Consider the following 16,072-nt stretch of genomic DNA (forward strand, 5'->3'; position numbering starts at 1 on the left):
GTGGCTAATGAAAGTTTATAAGAATAAAAAAAGACAGTACTATTTGAACGAACACTCTATTGCTCATTTATTTTCTTTTCCGATTGAAGAGTTTATCGAAGTACAGGAATATCAACGTGATGAATGGATCATTCAAGAGGGAACAAGGCCAGATTTCTTGTTTTATGTCGTAGAAGGAAAAGCAAAAATTTATGTGACCCATCAAAATGGGAAAGTTTCCTTAATAAATTTTATCAATACCAATGATTATATCGGGGAAATGGAGTTACTACATGAGGTGTACTACACAAAAGGGATTCAGACCTCTACCAAGACCATTTGCTTTGCTATTCCTTTATATCGCTGCCGTGCCCAGATGCTGGAAGATGTCACATTTCTTCGTGAGTTAACGAGGTTTTTAAGTGTGAAAGCCACGCAAATGGCCGCAAAGTACTCACAAAGCCTTGCTTTCCCGCTTGAAAACCGGCTGGCGGATTTTATTTTACAAACCGCTGATGAAGGGGTTTATAAGGAAAAACACGTAACGGTTTGTGATTTTTTAGGCGTCTCTTATCGACATTTATTACATGTGCTTGCCCAATTTTGCGATAAAGACTATTTACAGAAAGAAGGCCGGCATTATCGCATTCGGCAGTATCACTCGCTATATGAACTCGCAGAGGTGCTGAGGAATAAATAGTGAGCGTATGATGGGGCATAATACCCCCATCATAGTAAGGTGTATCTTAAATGAAAGAATAGCGGTTCAAAGTAGCTGTAAAAAATTATTTTATTTATGGGAAGACAGCGTGCAGCAAGCAAACGCTCTCCAGATAGAGGGGATAGATGGTGCAAAAGTAAAAAAATAAATTAAATGTGCTTCTAGAAAGAATAAGAGATGTAAAAAGAAAGCGCCTGTTTCCCGAGGCAAAGGGATTCAGGCGCTTTCTTATAGGGTTTTAAGTCATTTTGGTAAGTAGTGGCCTATAGGTAATAAAAATTAAAAGCATAAAACGACAATTTTGTAGGGGGTCGTTTGAGCTGGAATGCTTTTTGTGCTGGGGCCATAGATAGCAATGAGATTGCGATTTGCTGGATTGTTGGAAAAAGCCTGGCCGTTGGTTAAAACGATTTGGGTAAAGGGCGAGAGATTTAATTTTAATTGGCCGTCGCTGCTCTCTAACTGACTGTTAAAATAGTCTACTTTTACATTCTGAAGCGGATTAAATTTTGCCATGACAAGCGCTTGAAATTGCGGCGGGAAAATAAGAGGGGCAGGTGCATTTGCATCATAATAGCCTGTAACTTTATCTCCTACAGCTACCATCGCATGGTCTACAAAGTAAGTGGCAGGCGAAGCAACAAAATTAACGATAGATCCAGATCCATTGTCTGCAGATAGCAGTTTATAACAACCTGCTCCTATATCATTTTGACCAGTTATCAGATCACTAATCGATGTAATAGTCCCTTGATAGGCTTTGAAATTGACCATCCTTATGCCTCCATTACAATATTAGATTTTATTCATCTAAGTATTAACATATAAATGTTTGCTGTTGATAGGGGTGGTTTATGATACTTTGCCTCAAAACAATATATGGCAATTGCCTAGAAATGTGAGAGTTGACTTATACTGAAGGCAAGCGTATAGAAAGCTTATTGGAGTAATGAATCCAGCCAAGGGAAAATTCTTTTCTTGGCTGCTTCCATTTTATAACACGCAACTGGCTTTCAGTTATAATTATCAGAATATAATTATTATTTTTGTAATTAAAAGATATTAACTTTGTTTACATTGATTAACATGTGTTTTTCTGAGAAAGACAGTTGTATTTTTCTGAAAAAATATTATGATAGAATAAGAAAGTTGCTAGTGTTGATTACAAAAGGGAAGATGGCCATTCTTTCGAATGGCGGGAACACTAAAAAGAAGCAAGGAAATACTCAAGGGTAGATAAGAAGTGACGCTGGATGGGTTCCTTTGATGTTAAATAAAAGCGTAGAGTATGCCGCTTAACATTTCGGCTATTGTTGGAGTAGAAGAGGAGGAAATAAAAGTGGCAAATAAAGAATTGAAGAGAGGCCTGGAGTCGCGTCACATTCAGATGATTGCTTTAGGTGGAACGATTGGTGTCGGTTTATTTATGGGGTCGGCAAGCACGATTCAATGGACAGGCCCGTCTGTTATGCTGGCTTATGCCATTTCGGGAGTTTTTATATTTTTTATCATGCGTGCAATGGGAGAAATGTTGTATGTAGAGCCAAGTACAGGTTCCTTTGCAACGTTTGGCTATAAATATATTCATCCGCTCGCCGGATATATCACTGCCTGGAGCAACTGGTTTCAATGGGTGATCGTCGGAATGTCAGAAATTATTGCGGTAGGAGCATACATGCAGTATTGGTTTCCGAACCTGCCAGCTTGGATCCCGGGTATGATTGCTATGATCATTCTTGGTGCAGCCAATTTAATTTCTGTTAAATCGTTTGGGGAGTTCGAATTTTGGTTTGCAATGATTAAAATTGTCACTATTGTTTTAATGATTGTGGCGGGATTTGGACTTATTTTCTTCGGTATTGGCAATGGCGGGGATGCTCTGGGGTTGTCTAATCTTTGGACACACGGTGGTTTCTTTGCAGGTGGCTGGTCAGGCTTTTTCTTTGCTCTTTCACTCGTTGTAGCAGCTTATCAGGGTGTTGAGTTGATTGGAATTACGGCTGGCGAAGCAAAAGATCCAAAGAAAACATTAACAAAAGCTATTCAAAGTATTATTTGGCGTATTTTAATTTTTTATATCGGTGCGATTTTTATCATTGTCACAGTTTATCCTTGGGATCAATTGAATTCTATTGGCAGCCCGTTCGTTGCCACTTTTGCAAAGGTCGGCATTACGGCTGCGGCTGCACTGATTAATTTTGTCGTTATCACGGCGGCTATGTCTGGCTGTAATAGCGGTATTTACAGCGCAGGCCGCATGCTTTACACATTAGGAGTGAATGGCCAGGCTCCTAAGTTCTTTACGAAGCTGTCCAAAAATGGCGTTCCTTTAATCGGTACGCTTGGCGTACTCGTTGGTTTGGCCGTCGGTGTTATTTTAAGTTATCTTGCCCCGGAAAATTTATTTGTCTATGTATATAGTGCCAGTGTACTTCCCGGCATGGTTCCGTGGTTTATCATTTTGATTAGCCAAATTTCATTCAGAAGAATGAAAGGGGCAGAAATGGAGAAGCATCCATTTAAAATGCCGTTGGCCCCGGTATCGAATTATCTAACCATTGCTTTCTTAATCATGGTATTAATCGGTATGTGGTTCAACGATGATACGCGCATATCGCTGATTGTCGGTGTTGTTTTTCTTGCCGTGATCACAGTTAGCTTTTATGCTTTTCGAATAGGCAAGCGTGTTCCTGTAGAAGGACAAACAGATGATGAAGTGACTAAGGGATAAGATAACAAAAGGTAAAATAATTTGAGGTAGACAGGTGGAAAAGAAGCGGCGATCTAAAGCTGCTTCTTTTTATTTGGCTCTGTTTAAGAGAAATGTGGTTTTTTCAATAGTTGATTGTAGCGATAGCGGTGACTCTAGGGAGAAAAGCGAGTCCTGATAAGACCCCATAAGAGCGCATGTAAAGAGGAGGCTTACGGACCGCTCTTGGAAAGCGTCCGCCTGCAGCGGAAATCAACAACCGGTTATACCATAGCCTTTATAGCAGAGACAGCAACTTTATTTAAGAAGCGTCATTGAGCTGTGGAAAGGGTATAATAAATTGGTAGAAGTAGACATTAAAAAGAGACTGCATCGTATTTTTATGAGTGTAGATCGTTAAAATCATTTCTTGCATATACAAAAAACATTTATAAAAAGAAAGGAGAAGCTATGACAAAAAGTAAGAGTATAGGATGGAACATGGACAATAGTTATGCCCGTCTGCCAAACTTCTTTTTCTCCCACACTAATCCGACCCCTGTGCCCTCACCGGAGCTGGTGGTTTTTAATGATCGATTGGCGGAGCATTTAGGTTTGAGCGCACAGGGATTGAAAAGCAAGGAGGGCATAGCCGTGCTTGCTGGAAACGAAATTCCCGAGGAGGCTTCTCCTCTTGCTCAAGCATACGCGGGGCATCAATTCGGAAACTTTACCATGCTAGGGGACGGGCGAGCGGTACTGCTGGGCGAGCAGGTGACTCCACAAGGTGAGCGGGTTGACATTCAGCTTAAGGGCTCTGGCAGAACACCGTTTTCTCGTGGCGGGGATGGCCGTGCATCTCTTGGGCCGATGCTTCGCGAGTATATTATCAGTGAAGCCATGCATGCGCTTCGTATTCCTACTACCCGCAGTTTAGCCGTGGTCACAACGGGTGAGCCTGTATTTCGCGAAACCGAGCTTCCGGGCGCTATTCTCACTCGAGTGGCTGCCAGCCACCTGCGTGTTGGTACTTTTCAGTATGTAGCGAATTGGGGGAAAGTAGAAGATCTTCAAACATTGGCAGATTATGCATTACGCCGGCATTTCCCAGACATTGAAAGGGATGGAGAGCAATATTTGTCTCTGCTTCAAGAAGTGATCAGGCGTCAAGCAGAACTAATTGCTAAATGGCAGCTTGTTGGATTTATTCACGGCGTAATGAATACCGACAATATGGCTATCAGCGGAGAAACGATTGATTATGGTCCTTGCGCTTTTATGGATACCTATGACCCGGCGACTGTATTTAGCTCCATCGACCTTCAAGGCCGCTATGCCTACGGAAATCAGCCATACATTGGCGGGTGGAACCTTGCGCGCTTTGCGGAAGCTTTATTGCCACTGCTGCATGAGGAGGAGGAAAAAGCGGTTGAATTAGCTCAAAAGGAAATCTCTCATTTCACCAAGTTATATCACTCTTATTGGTTTGCAGGAATGAGAGCCAAGCTTGGGTTAGTGAATGAAGAAGCGGAGGATGAAGCCTTAATTAAAGATCTTCTTCATATGATGGAACAACACCATGCCGACTATACGAATACTTTTAGAGCTTTAACCCTTAACAGTCTGAAGGATCAAGCGTTATTCGCCACTTCTGAATTTAATAAGTGGCATGAACGTTGGCAAGAGAGACGAGGCAGACAAAAGGAGTCGAAAGATGCTTCCAATCAGCTGATGCGTGAAAGCAACCCTGCGCTCATTCCAAGGAATCACAGGGTAGAAGAGGCGCTAGCTGCAGCTGTGGAAGAAGGAGATGACAGCGTCATGCACAGGCTTCTAGACGCGCTTTCCAATCCGTACGCATATTCTAATAAGTATGAGGATTACTGTACGCCAGCTGCACCCACTTCCCATCCTTACCGAACCTATTGTGGTACCTGATATGGCGCAAGCGAATGCTGTCTTTCTTTTGACAGCATTCGTTTGCTTTTTAAAGTTTTTAGATTCCAATATGGTATTTGAAATAAAAAGGGAACATGTATATTGTTTTATTCAGAAAGGACAAAAAGTAAAAAAATCAATAATTTGTAATTTTTGAGGGTATTTAGAGGTAATTGGTATCTAGGGGCCTTACTTATTCAGGTATAATTTATTTATGGCTCGTCCGTGTAACTGGTTGCTTTTAAGAAAATATCCTTATGTTTCTTACAGGTTGGTATTATTTTCTTTATTACCTATATTAAATTTAATGGAACCTCTGTACAATAAGAAGTAATAAAATATTCATAAATAAAGCAAAACAGTGCTATGCAGGCCTTGTTTATGTAATAAGGTTTATTTTATTATCTCTACGATTGGGGATCGGCAAATGGGAGTAGAACAGACGAGATATTCTCGGCTTGCAAATATAACAAAGATTATCAATACAAAGTTAGAATTACGGGAAGTGCTTGAACATGTAACAAAGGCCATATCTGAAGAAATTGTACAGTGTGATGCTGTAGGTATTTATTTGCCGCAGCAAGATGGAACATTTAAAGGATTTGTAGGGAAGCCTGATTTTATAGCTGGAATAACGATTGATAAACAGATCATTGATCCGAAAAAAGACTTATTAGCCAAAGAGGTAATTGAAACGAAGAAACCTATTTATATACCTCATACATCAAAGGATTCAAGGCCAGATCCAGCAGTTATCAACGCCTTTAAAATTAAATCCTTACTAGTACTGCCCATCTCGTACGAGCAAGAGCTATTTGGCCTTGTTTTTTTATTTGATTATGGCATTCCAATGAATTTAACGGAAGCTGAAATTCAAAGTGTGGAAGCCTATGTAAATATGGCTGCTGTTGCTATTCAAAATGCGAACAACCTTATGCAAAAAGAAAATCTGATTACCGAAAAGCAGTTATTACTAGATATTACACGTGAGTTACCGATGTGCTCCTCTGTGCAGGAAAGTCTCGATACATGCTTTTCCTATTTAGGGAAGGTATTAGGTAGCCACCATATAGCTGCATGCCTTCTAGATCCGTTGGATAAGAAGGTAATAAAATCTGTAAGGCTAAGCAAAGAGAGCGATTGGACAGAAGCAGAGTATCAAAATATTCAAATGAGTTTAAACTACGAAGCTATTATTCAAGAGGTTATTAAGGCGAAAAATGCTGTTTTTATACCGGATGTTTGTGCAGATGAAAGAATGGATCATGACAGTTGTAGCCATCTTCATATTGAGAACCTGCTTATGATCCCATTTATTTCAATGGGAGAAGTGCTCGGCGTAATAGCTGTCGTCAATCTAAAGGGGAAAGGCCACTATTACTGTGATTCCCAAATTCGAATAGCGCAATCAATTGTTGATGCGACGGTTCCAGCATTTTTAAACTTGCAATATATGAATCAACTTGAATATATAGTGGAAGAACGAACAAGAGAATTGGCTACTGCCAATAAGAAAGTGACAAGTATCATTGAAGGCATCACGGATGGATTTTTCACCTTAGATAAAGAATGGAAATTTACTTATGTAAACAAACATCAGTTTCTTCCAAAAAATAAAACAATAGAAGATGTAATAGGAAAAAACATCTGGGAGGTATACCCGGAGGTAATTGGAACAACGATGTATAAGGAGTTTCATCGGGTACTGTCAGAGCAGATATCCATACAGTTTGAAACGCCTTCAGTCTATGAAGATTATTGGCATGAGATAGTCGCTTATCCTTATGACGACGGTCTCTGTTGCCTCTTTAAAAATGTAACTGACAAAAAGAAATATGAGAAGGAATTAAAGCGATTATCGAGCTTGGATTTAATAGGACAAATGGCGGCAGGCATCAGCCATGAAATTAGGAATCCAATGACAACTGTCCGCGGGTTTTTACAATTGTTAAAGAAAGAGGATCGTTTTGATGAATACAATCATTATTTTAATTTAATGATTGAAGAGCTGGACCGTGCAAATTCTATTATCACGGAGTTTCTTTCCATGGGCAATACGAGGACCTCTGATTTGCAGATGCAGGATTTAAATGCTCTTATTCATGATATGACCCCCTTGATTAAAGTGGATGCGTTCAGCCAAAACAAAATTATTAAAATTCATACGACACCTATTCCAGAGCTACTTTTAAATCGCAATGAAATACGTCAGTTATTAATCAATCTATATCGGAATGGACTAGAAGCAATGAGTGAAGGGCAAACGCTTACTATTAAAACCTATAAAGAAGGAAACGACAATGTGGTTCTTACTGTACAAGATCAAGGAACAGGGATCGAGCCGGAAATATTAGAGAAGCTAGGTACCCCATTTTTCACTACAAAGGATAATGGAACTGGTTTAGGTTTAGGGGTGTGTTATGCTATTGCCGCTCGACATCATGCAAAGATTGAAACTCAAACAGGACCGGAAGGCACGACATTTTTTATTAAATTTCATTTAAGCAATCAGTAACTATATGTTAAACGGGGAGAGAACTTCTCTCTCTTTTTTTTGAAAAAATACGTAGGAAATATTTTCTTTCCTTCATTAAATTTCATTATTAGGTTGTAAACTAATGGCTATAGTAGTTGCTAATTCTGACAGGGAAGAGTTGAATCATGAATCTGTCTCCGTCTATTTTACCTATTTTTCAATTCTTAAAATAATTTACCAATTATACAAAAATTGTATGGTACTATATAAAAGTTATTTAAGATGACGTGATGAGAATAATTGAACAATGGCGGTTATTTTTTGATATAAAAATAAAAAGGAGTAGATATGAACGGGATTTATACTCATGTAAATAAAACATTATATTACATTACAGCAGTAAGTGTAATAGCTCTTATGATTGTAGGCTTGTTAATAGATAATCCGCATTTGGGAAAAATAGATTTTGGCCATCTTTTCCACATTGTGCTTGTTTTTATGCTAGCAGGCTGTTTGTTATTTTACCCTAAATATGCTACGCATATTTTTAGAGTGGTAATTACAATAGTGACATTCATTTATTTTTATACGCTTTTCTTTCTCTATCCAGACACTTGGTCTACCTTTATTTTTCTCTGCCTAGTGCCAGCTGTTTCTATCTTATTTTTTGATTCCAAGCTATTTTATTTTTCATTGTTATTAAATAGTGTGGCTATCGTTCTTGCATTTAGTTATATTGCAGTCTTTGATCAAGGACATTCCTATCCCTATATAAAAGAAGATATAACCGGCAATATCCTTAATTTTATAGGCAGCCAGGTGATGGTGTACTTCATCTTCTATCTATCGCATCGCCGAATAAAAAAGCAGCAGTTATACTATGAACAAATACAACAATCGGAGCGCCTAAGAATAACGGGACAACTGGCAGCGGCTGTTGCTCATGAAATTAGAAACCCTTTGACTGTCATAAAAGGATTTTTGCAGCTATATCAACAAGAGACAGCACCTAATTGTGAAGACGCCAAAAGGCATTTTGCTTTGATGATTGATGAATTGGATACAGCTGAACAGGTGATTTCTCAATTTTTAGAGATTGCCAAGCCAGATAAAGATAAAGAAATGGAAATTGTCAATGTGAAGAATGTTCTTCAGAGTGTAACGGATTTTCTTTGTTCTTATGGGTTGTTACATGATAATAAGATCCAGTTAAACGTCGTAGATGACTTTTTTATTGCTGCTAATAATATAGAGTTTAAGCAATTACTCGTAAATATTATTAAAAATGCCATTGAAGCTTCCAATGCCGGCGATCCTGTAATTGTATCAGCTAATAGAAAGAAAGATCTCATTGAGATCAAAGTGATCGATTATGGACAAGGCATGTCAGAAGCAGAAATTAAGACCCTCGGTACACCTTTTTATTCCTTGAAAAGTAAAGGGACAGGCCTAGGAATGATGATTTGTTACAATGTTGTAGAAAAGTACAAGGGAACCATTGATTTTCAAAGCTCAAAAGGTAGAGGAACAACAGTGACTATACGCTTTCCCTCGAAATGATCATAGACATTGATAACTAGAATGCAGTAGGAATATACGGTAAAAAAACACCTTCAATTGAGGGTGTTTTTTGCGTCATTGCTTTATTAATAAAAGAGCTTTGTTTGAAGGACATCGAGGGCGCGGTCAATATCCTCTAAATCTTCCTTCGAAGCATGCTGTACACGGCTTAAGAAGTTGGATTCTATAAGTGAAAAGGCATCATCCATCATAGTTTCTCCCTTTTTAGAGAGACGTACATATTGTTTTCGTCGATCTTTAGGATCGGTTAACCTCTCAATTAAGTTTTTTTCGCTTAATTTTTTTAATTCACGGCTCATATTTGGCATGGATACATGCATGCATTCACTCATTTCACTGGGAGTAACCGGCTGATTAACGGTTATATGTTCAAGGATCGTATATTGAACAGGTGTAATAGAATCGGATTTAGCGTTTTTTGTTAATTCATGCGTCACACGATGAACCGAAGCTGTGAAGGACACACATTTAAAAAAAAGAGCTTTTTTGTCCATAGTTTTCACCTCTTATTGACAAGATAACAAATTTATTATCAATACACAATTATCATTTGACAACAAAATACGAATCGTCATATGATAATTATTATCAAATGATAACTAAATGAGGTGCTTTATGAAAACACTAGTTATTTATGCACATCCCAATAATGAAAGTTTATGTCATGCCTTTTTACAAAAAGTAATCCAAGGGAGCCATGAAAATTTTTTCATAAACGAATTGCAAGTTCTTGATTTATATGAAGAGCAATTTAATCCTCTTCTAGTATTTAATAAAGATAAGCGGAGACGCGATATGTATCGTGATCCTCAGATTGAAAAATATAGACAACAAATTACCTGGGCTGACAAGATTGTTTTTATCTATCCCATTTGGTGGGGAAGACCACCGGCTATGCTGTTGGGATATATAGATCAATTATTTGCTGCGAACTTTGCTTACAGAGACAAGAAGGGACTTTTCCCGAAAGGGTTATTAAAAGGAAAATCAGTTGTATGTGTATCCACCATGAAGGGGCCTGCAAAATATCCTCTTTTCTGGTTAAACAATTCGCATAAGATCTTAATGAAAAGAGCTTTATTTCGCTTTGTAGGTATTAAAAAAGTGAAGTTTTTTGAATTTGGCAATATGGAAAGCCCAAAAGGAAAACAAGCAAAAAAGCTGGAGAAAGTATATCGCTATTTTAAAAGCGTGAATGCTTGAAAAAACTCTTAAGTGATTCACAGCAATGAAGATGATTAAGGAAGAGATATTTACAGTCAGCGAGCCTACTTTCTTGTTTTGGGAGCTTAGTGAGACGACAGCGAAAAAATCCGGCAAAAACTATTGTTCTTTGCCGGACTTCATTTATTGTTGAGGGCTATCTTTTATGGATTGGAAGGATAGGAATTATTTTACCGATTGCTAGGGAAGTCAAAGTCTACCTGGTCGCTATAAACCTGGTTTTCCGGCCATCTCTCGGAGATTGTTTTTGATTTTGTAAAGAAGCGTGCCGTGTCCGGCCCAAACATATGGCCTTCGCCAAACTTTGAACGCTTCCATCCGCCAAAATTGTGGTAACCGACCGGAATTGGAATCGGTACATTGATGCCGACCATGCCGACTTCAATTTGTTCCGCGAACTTTCGGCCTGCATATCCGTTATTTGTAAATATCGTTACGCCATTTCCATATTCGTGATTATTAATTAGTTCAATCGCTTCGTCCAACGTATCGACACGAACGACGATCCGCGCTGGACCAAATACTTCTTCACGATAGATTTCCATATTAGGAGTTACATGATCGAGCAAAGTGGCTCCAAGAAAGAAGCCTTGTGCATTCTCAACTTTGGGATTCCGTCCGTCTACGCATAAGTGGGCACCCTCTTGAATGCTCTGTTCTATAAATCTTGTCACTGTTTCCTTTGATTCTTGTGAAATAAGAGCACCAAAGTCGGCGTTCTCATCGTTATAGGCACCAACCTTCAATTCTTCCACTCGACTTTTTAACTTGGCTACGAAGGCTTCCGCTGTTTTTTCTCCTACGGGCACCGCTGCAGAGATAGCCATGCAGCGCTGGGAAGCAGCTCCGTATGCTGCTCCGAGGAAGGAGTTAACAGCGAGGTCTAAATCAGCATCAGGCATAATAATCATATGATTTTTTCCACCACCGAAGGCCGCTACTCTTTTATGATTCCGGCATCCTTCCTCGTAAATATATTGGGCAATCTTCGTAGACCCTACAAAAGAGATGGCCGGAACATCAGGATGTTTCAGCAAAGCATCTACCGCTTCTTTATCCCCGTTAATGACATTCCATACACCATCCGGCAGACCCGCCTGTTTCCAGAGCTCCGAGAAGAATAACGCCGAATTGGGTACTTTTTCGGAAGGTTTTAAAATAACGGCATTTCCGCACGCTACAGCCATTGTCGACATGGCAACCGGAACCATGAAGGGAAAATTAAATGGCGAAATAGCAGCGACTACACCAAGTGGTTGCTTCATCGAATAAGCATTAATTTCTCCGCCTACATTAACGGAGTATTCGCCTTTCAAAAGATGGGGAGCATTAATAGCTAGATCAACCGATTCAATGCCCCTGCTGATTTCACCTTTAGCATCAGAAAGGGTTTTACCGCTCTCCAGGCCAATTAAGTTTGCTAGTTCATCAGTCTTCTCAACTAGCAGGCTTCTGAAGCGGTGAATGACTTCTACCCTTTGAGCAACAGGCGTTTTTTTCCAGGCACCAAAAGCTTTTTTAGCTATTTCTACTGTTGCATTTACTTCCTCTGTTGAAGCATATGGACATAGAGCCATTACCTCACCTGTGGAAGGCTTGTACACTTTGCCGAAACGCTTGCTCGTCCCTGGCTTCATTTCTCCACCGATAAAATGAGTGATCTTTTGTACCTCGACTAATCTTTCCATCTTCTCTATCTCCTCCACCTTATTCATTATTTTTTATATGAAAGCTTTCATTCATTAGTCTATACATGCAGCTGTTTACAAATGATAAAAAATTGGATAAGTAGATGTTTAAAGAGATATGCCTATAAAGAGTGGTCATCTGGGCTGGTGGCATCGATTTAGTACTTTCTGTCCGCCTATACATACCAGCTATAACAGGGTATGGAGATAGAAGGACAAGGTTAGCTTTTTAGAAGGGCGAATCTTAAACATAAGCTATCGCTCTTTGACTGCCCCGATCATTTAAAGACATAAGATTCCTTCTAATGATTGAAGCAAGTTTTTAGCATGGATTCCCATTTAGAGAGATGATGAGGAAAAAAATTGCTGAGTAATTGGCTTGGCTAAAGATGAATGTTGTTTTTTCACTAGTTGATTGCAGCGAAAGATGATGAGTCTAGCGGGAAAAGCGAGTCCTGGTGAGAACAAGCAGAAGCGCACGCAACGAGGAGGCTCACGGACCGCCCGCAGAGAAGATCGATAATGAAGTGTAAAGAGACTTAGTAATAAAATAATTATATAAACTATATAATTAAAAACATTGCTAAACAATAGACAGATTGTTATTAATAATATAAAAATTTTATACAATTTGTTAGATTTGGAGTAATAAGCATCAGTTGCTTTTTTATTTTTCAAGGAAAATATTACTTTTCTCATGAATTTATGGTAATTTTGATCTAGAATAGGTGATCTTACGAAATTAATTTATCAGGGGAGAACCGATGAAGAAAGCAATTATAGGCATAGGAAGTTTTTTAGCGTTATCCATTTATTTCAATGGGGTGACACACTTTGTCACTAACACTTTCATACAATTATTTGGCATTTTATTATTTTTTCCGTTTGCTTCATACATAGGAAAATTAAATGGGCTTCCAGGCCTAGAAGGAATAGGTTTATTGCGCTCCAATCATTGGAAGAAGCATTTTGCTGTTAGTTTCCTTATAGGATTTGGTTGTTGGTCTCTTATGTACGTCACCTATTGGCAGCTTGGGAAATTTGAGATTAGAGGAGTTCAAACAGGGTTCAATGCCTGGTGGATGTTGGTTCAAATGATCGTTGGTTTTTTTCTTGGGTCGATCATTAATGACCTAATCACAAGGGGATTTGTCATTCATTCACTCGCTGGTAAACTGCCGCCCTTTTTCATTGCCATCATTAGCATTACCCTTTATGCGCTGGATGACTTTTGGAATGGGGATGTTACCTTTTTAAACTTTGTTTTTTCCCTTATATTGGGTTGCTCTTTGACTTACTCTTTTTATCAATCAGGATCGGTATGGGCGGATACAGGTATCCACTTTGGGTTAAACGTTTCTTATGGACTTCTCTATGGGCTGAACGGTAAATCTGGAGGCGGATTATTGATGATTACCGAAGGCAAAATCAACCCGCTGCTTAATAATACGATCCTGTTAGCAACCACTTCTTTGCTCTTTTTAGTTGTGTTCCTTTACTATTGGAAAAAGGGAGACAATGTAGCGGTCCATGCTTAACCATTAAAGAAAAAGGAAGAGGACTATAAAACGTTCTCCTTCTTCATGAGTGAGCAGCCTAGTTTGTTTTGTAATGCCAACAGAATCCAACCTGCCGGCAACAGTTTGTCCTTCTTTTTCTTCTCCGTGAAGATCGACGGAGGGATTGACAATAAAGTTGTTAATTTTTATTGGACTAACGGGGCGGAATAGTTGAATGCGAGTATAGTACATACACAAGTTCCTCTAATAAATTGTTGTTTTTTTCAGTCTAATAAGTAAGATAAGCTTAGAGATGTATGGAAAGGGGAATTAAGATTCTACATGTGGCAAACTCTGTGATGAATAATCATAAATAGACAGCTTTAACTTTATACCCATTTAAGGGGAGGCGTGTGCCTAGTTATTTGAATGATAATCATTCGGGGGATACATGGTGTGGAGTTATAAAATATCCATTGACTAGGCAGATACTATTATGGGGTCTGCTTTTGTTTTTATGAGAATCGACATCTCTATTACCCATAGCATATTATCCCTATAATCTGGGGGTTAAAATAATGAGTCATATTCAAAAAAAATTGCACTAGTTACAGGAGCGAGCAGTCAAGGAGAGATTGGTACAGCTATTTGTCGTAAGTTAGCCTCACAGGGGATAAATATTTTCTTTACTCACTGGAATTCTGATGAGGTATGGATAGAAAAATTTCAGCAAGAAATTTTACGAATGGGTGTCCGTTGCGGGTCAATGAAAATTGATTTATTAGATGCAAATGCTGCCTTTACCATATATGAGGAAATTTTGGCTAAATTAGGGTATCCTTCAATCTTAATTAATAATGCAGCTCATTCCACAAGTAATGATTATTTATCGTTAGATGCTAATCACTTGATGATCATTATGCGGTTAATATGAGGTCAAACTTTCTTCTTTGTGTGGAGTTTGCTCGTCGTTTTAAAAAATCTAATTTAGAATCGGGAAGAATAATAAATATGACATCAGGGCAGGATTTAGCTCCTATGCCCGGGGAGTTAGCCTATGTAGCAACTAAAGGGGCTATTTCTGCCTTTACTAGGTCGTTATCACAAGAACTTGCACCATTAGGAATCACTGTTAATGCTGTAAATCCAGGTCCAACAGATTCTACATGGATGACGGATGAAATAAGAAATTTTCTTTTACCTAGATTTCCAATGGGCCGTATTGGTACACCAGATGACGTGGCACGGGTTATTGCTTTTCTTGCAAGTGATGAGGCTGAGTTGAGTTAGAATTAAACAACTTTAAGGAGCCTTGCTACACAATAAAATGTAGCAAGGCTCCTATATTTACTCTCAAAATTAACTAACTTTATTATCTCTTTACAGAAAAAGAAGCCAAATGAGTGATCACTCATTTGGCTTTTTCATTTACCACTGTTTCGGCTCATAGTCCAGGTCTTTGAATAGCTGGGTGCGTTCTTTTTTCGTCAAATCTCTCCATTGCCCAATAGGCAGGCTGCCTAGGTGAATGTTCATAATCCGAATGCGCTGGAGCCTTAACACTTTATACCCGAGTGCCGCGCACATGCGGCGGATTTGCCGGTTTAAGCCTTGTTTTAATATGATGTGAAACTCATACTTTGAGGTTTGGATGACTTCACAAGGAAGTGTTTTTGTATCTAAAATTTCCACACCACTAGCCATTTTCTTTAAGAATTCGGAGGTGATTGGCTTGTCTACAGTGACGATATATTCTTTCTCGTGATTATTTTCAGCACGCAAAATTTCATTTACAATGTCACCGTCATTTGTAAGGAGAATGAGGCCATCTGAGTCTTTATCAAGCCGTCCAATATGGAAAATTCGCAAAGGATGATTGACGAAGTCAACAATGTTTCCTTTTACATGCTTTTCTGTTGTACTTGTGATGCCAACTGGTTTATTTAATGCAATGTACACATGGTTTTTCTCTATTTGAACAGATTCTCCATTAATTCGGACGTCATCGCCGGGTTCTACCTGGCTTCCTACTTCGGCCAACTTTCCATTGATGGTTACTTTTCCTTCACTAATTAATTTATCTGCTCCTCTTCTGGATGTTTTTCCTGACTCGCTAATGAATTTATTAATACGCAACGTTAATCACAGCCTTAAGTAAGAATTGTATGCTTAAGAATAACTTACTAACCCGTGTGTTTTCAAGAATTTTTCAGCTGCTTCGTAATAATGCCCAAGCGGAATGCGGTGTCATATAGCTGAAGAGATACACATTTTACA

The 16,072-nt window shown here is 38.8% G+C and carries 12 protein-coding genes and 1 pseudogene; 8 read left to right on the forward strand and 5 right to left on the reverse strand.

The genetic code is table 11. From position 1 onward, the window contains the following. Window positions 1-7 precede the first annotated feature (7 nt). Entirely contained in the window at window positions 8-679 is a 672-nt protein-coding gene (yeiL, locus tag ACH0BF_RS14045) for a transcriptional regulator YeiL (RefSeq protein ID WP_406909527.1), read from the forward strand. A 300-nt stretch (window positions 680-979) separates the two neighbouring features. Here yeiL and ACH0BF_RS14050 read toward each other — a convergent pair whose 3' ends face one another. After that, window positions 980-1,474: a hypothetical protein gene (locus ACH0BF_RS14050; protein ID WP_120035664.1), complete on the reverse strand. Its 495-nt coding sequence runs from the start codon at window positions 1,472-1,474 to the stop codon at window positions 980-982. A 565-nt stretch (window positions 1,475-2,039) separates the two neighbouring features. Between ACH0BF_RS14050 and ACH0BF_RS14055 the strand changes: the two genes are divergently transcribed. The 4 genes from ACH0BF_RS14055 to ACH0BF_RS14070 all read left to right on the forward strand — a co-directional run bounded on the left by ACH0BF_RS14055 (window position 2,040) and on the right by ACH0BF_RS14070 (window position 9,363). Then, window positions 2,040-3,431, forward strand: coding sequence for an amino acid permease (locus ACH0BF_RS14055; RefSeq protein WP_340851778.1), 1,392 nt, complete (start codon window positions 2,040-2,042; stop codon window positions 3,429-3,431). 429 nt (window positions 3,432-3,860) lie between these two features. Further along, a complete protein-coding gene (locus ACH0BF_RS14060) occupies window positions 3,861-5,327 on the forward strand; it encodes a protein adenylyltransferase SelO (protein ID WP_406909528.1) in 1,467 nt (488 codons plus the stop codon). A 427-nt stretch (window positions 5,328-5,754) separates the two neighbouring features. After that, window positions 5,755-7,842, forward strand: coding sequence for a GAF domain-containing protein (locus ACH0BF_RS14065; protein ID WP_406909529.1), 2,088 nt, complete (start codon window positions 5,755-5,757; stop codon window positions 7,840-7,842). A gap of 309 nt (window positions 7,843-8,151) precedes the next feature. Next, entirely contained in the window at window positions 8,152-9,363 is a 1,212-nt protein-coding gene (locus tag ACH0BF_RS14070) for an ATP-binding protein (RefSeq protein WP_340851783.1), read from the forward strand. Window positions 9,364-9,449: 86 nt separating this feature from the next. On the opposite strand, the gene ACH0BF_RS14075 is transcribed toward ACH0BF_RS14070, so the two are convergent. Further along, window positions 9,450-9,878, reverse strand: a complete 429-nt coding sequence (locus ACH0BF_RS14075) for a MarR family winged helix-turn-helix transcriptional regulator (protein ID WP_340851784.1) — start codon at window positions 9,876-9,878, stop codon at window positions 9,450-9,452. A 121-nt stretch (window positions 9,879-9,999) separates the two neighbouring features. Here ACH0BF_RS14075 and ACH0BF_RS14080 point away from each other — a divergent pair, with 121 nt between their 5' ends. Next, a complete protein-coding gene (locus ACH0BF_RS14080) occupies window positions 10,000-10,587 on the forward strand; it encodes an NAD(P)H-dependent oxidoreductase (RefSeq protein WP_340851785.1) in 588 nt (195 codons plus the stop codon). Window positions 10,588-10,778: 191 nt separating this feature from the next. Here the strand turns inward: ACH0BF_RS14080 and ACH0BF_RS14085 are convergent, their stop codons facing one another. Then, window positions 10,779-12,296 (reverse strand): CoA-acylating methylmalonate-semialdehyde dehydrogenase, encoded by a 1,518-nt coding sequence (locus tag ACH0BF_RS14085; RefSeq protein WP_340851786.1) that lies wholly within the window; start codon window positions 12,294-12,296, stop codon window positions 10,779-10,781. Between the two features lie 764 nt (window positions 12,297-13,060). On the opposite strand from ACH0BF_RS14085, the gene ACH0BF_RS14090 reads away from it, so the two are divergent. Next, window positions 13,061-13,834 carry a CPBP family intramembrane glutamic endopeptidase gene (locus ACH0BF_RS14090; protein WP_406909530.1) on the forward strand — a complete coding sequence of 258 codons (774 nt, stop codon included), beginning with the start codon at window positions 13,061-13,063 and terminating at the stop codon, window positions 13,832-13,834. 3 nt (window positions 13,835-13,837) lie between these two features. Here the strand turns inward: ACH0BF_RS14090 and ACH0BF_RS14095 are convergent, their stop codons facing one another. Beyond that, a complete protein-coding gene (locus ACH0BF_RS14095) occupies window positions 13,838-14,047 on the reverse strand; it encodes a hypothetical protein (protein ID WP_406909531.1) in 210 nt (69 codons plus the stop codon). 346 nt (window positions 14,048-14,393) lie between these two features. Between ACH0BF_RS14095 and ACH0BF_RS14100 the strand changes: the two are divergent. Continuing rightward, a pseudogene (locus ACH0BF_RS14100) lies at window positions 14,394-15,085 on the forward strand (SDR family oxidoreductase). Window positions 15,086-15,223: 138 nt separating this feature from the next. Here ACH0BF_RS14100 and rluF read toward each other — a convergent pair. Then, window positions 15,224-15,931 (reverse strand): 23S rRNA pseudouridine(2604) synthase RluF, encoded by a 708-nt coding sequence (gene rluF, locus ACH0BF_RS14105; protein ID WP_120035647.1) that lies wholly within the window; start codon window positions 15,929-15,931, stop codon window positions 15,224-15,226. Window positions 15,932-16,072 lie beyond the last annotated feature (141 nt).

It is taken from the genome of Pseudobacillus sp. 179-B 2D1 NHS, assembly GCF_045370945.1.
In the GTDB taxonomy this organism is placed as follows: Bacteria; Bacillota; Bacilli; order Bacillales; family Domibacillaceae; genus Pseudobacillus.

Bases quoted from the DNA above. Each gene is read 5' to 3' on its own strand.
- yeiL (WP_406909527.1), top strand. From the start codon at position 8: ATGAAAGTTTATAAGAATAAAAAAAGACAGTACTATTTGAACGAACAC.
- ACH0BF_RS14050 (WP_120035664.1), bottom strand. From the start codon at position 1,474: ATGGTCAATTTCAAAGCCTATCAAGGGACTATTACATCGATTAGTGAT.
- ACH0BF_RS14065 (WP_406909529.1), top strand. From the start codon at position 5,755: ATGGGAGTAGAACAGACGAGATATTCTCGGCTTGCAAATATAACAAAG.
- ACH0BF_RS14090 (WP_406909530.1), top strand. From the start codon at position 13,061: ATGAAGAAAGCAATTATAGGCATAGGAAGTTTTTTAGCGTTATCCATT.
- ACH0BF_RS14070 (WP_340851783.1), top strand. From the start codon at position 8,152: ATGAACGGGATTTATACTCATGTAAATAAAACATTATATTACATTACA.
- ACH0BF_RS14075 (WP_340851784.1), bottom strand. From the start codon at position 9,878: ATGGACAAAAAAGCTCTTTTTTTTAAATGTGTGTCCTTCACAGCTTCG.
- ACH0BF_RS14085 (WP_340851786.1), bottom strand. From the start codon at position 12,296: ATGGAAAGATTAGTCGAGGTACAAAAGATCACTCATTTTATCGGTGGA.
- ACH0BF_RS14080 (WP_340851785.1), top strand. From the start codon at position 10,000: ATGAAAACACTAGTTATTTATGCACATCCCAATAATGAAAGTTTATGT.
- ACH0BF_RS14095 (WP_406909531.1), bottom strand. From the start codon at position 14,047: ATGTACTATACTCGCATTCAACTATTCCGCCCCGTTAGTCCAATAAAA.
- ACH0BF_RS14060 (WP_406909528.1), top strand. From the start codon at position 3,861: ATGACAAAAAGTAAGAGTATAGGATGGAACATGGACAATAGTTATGCC.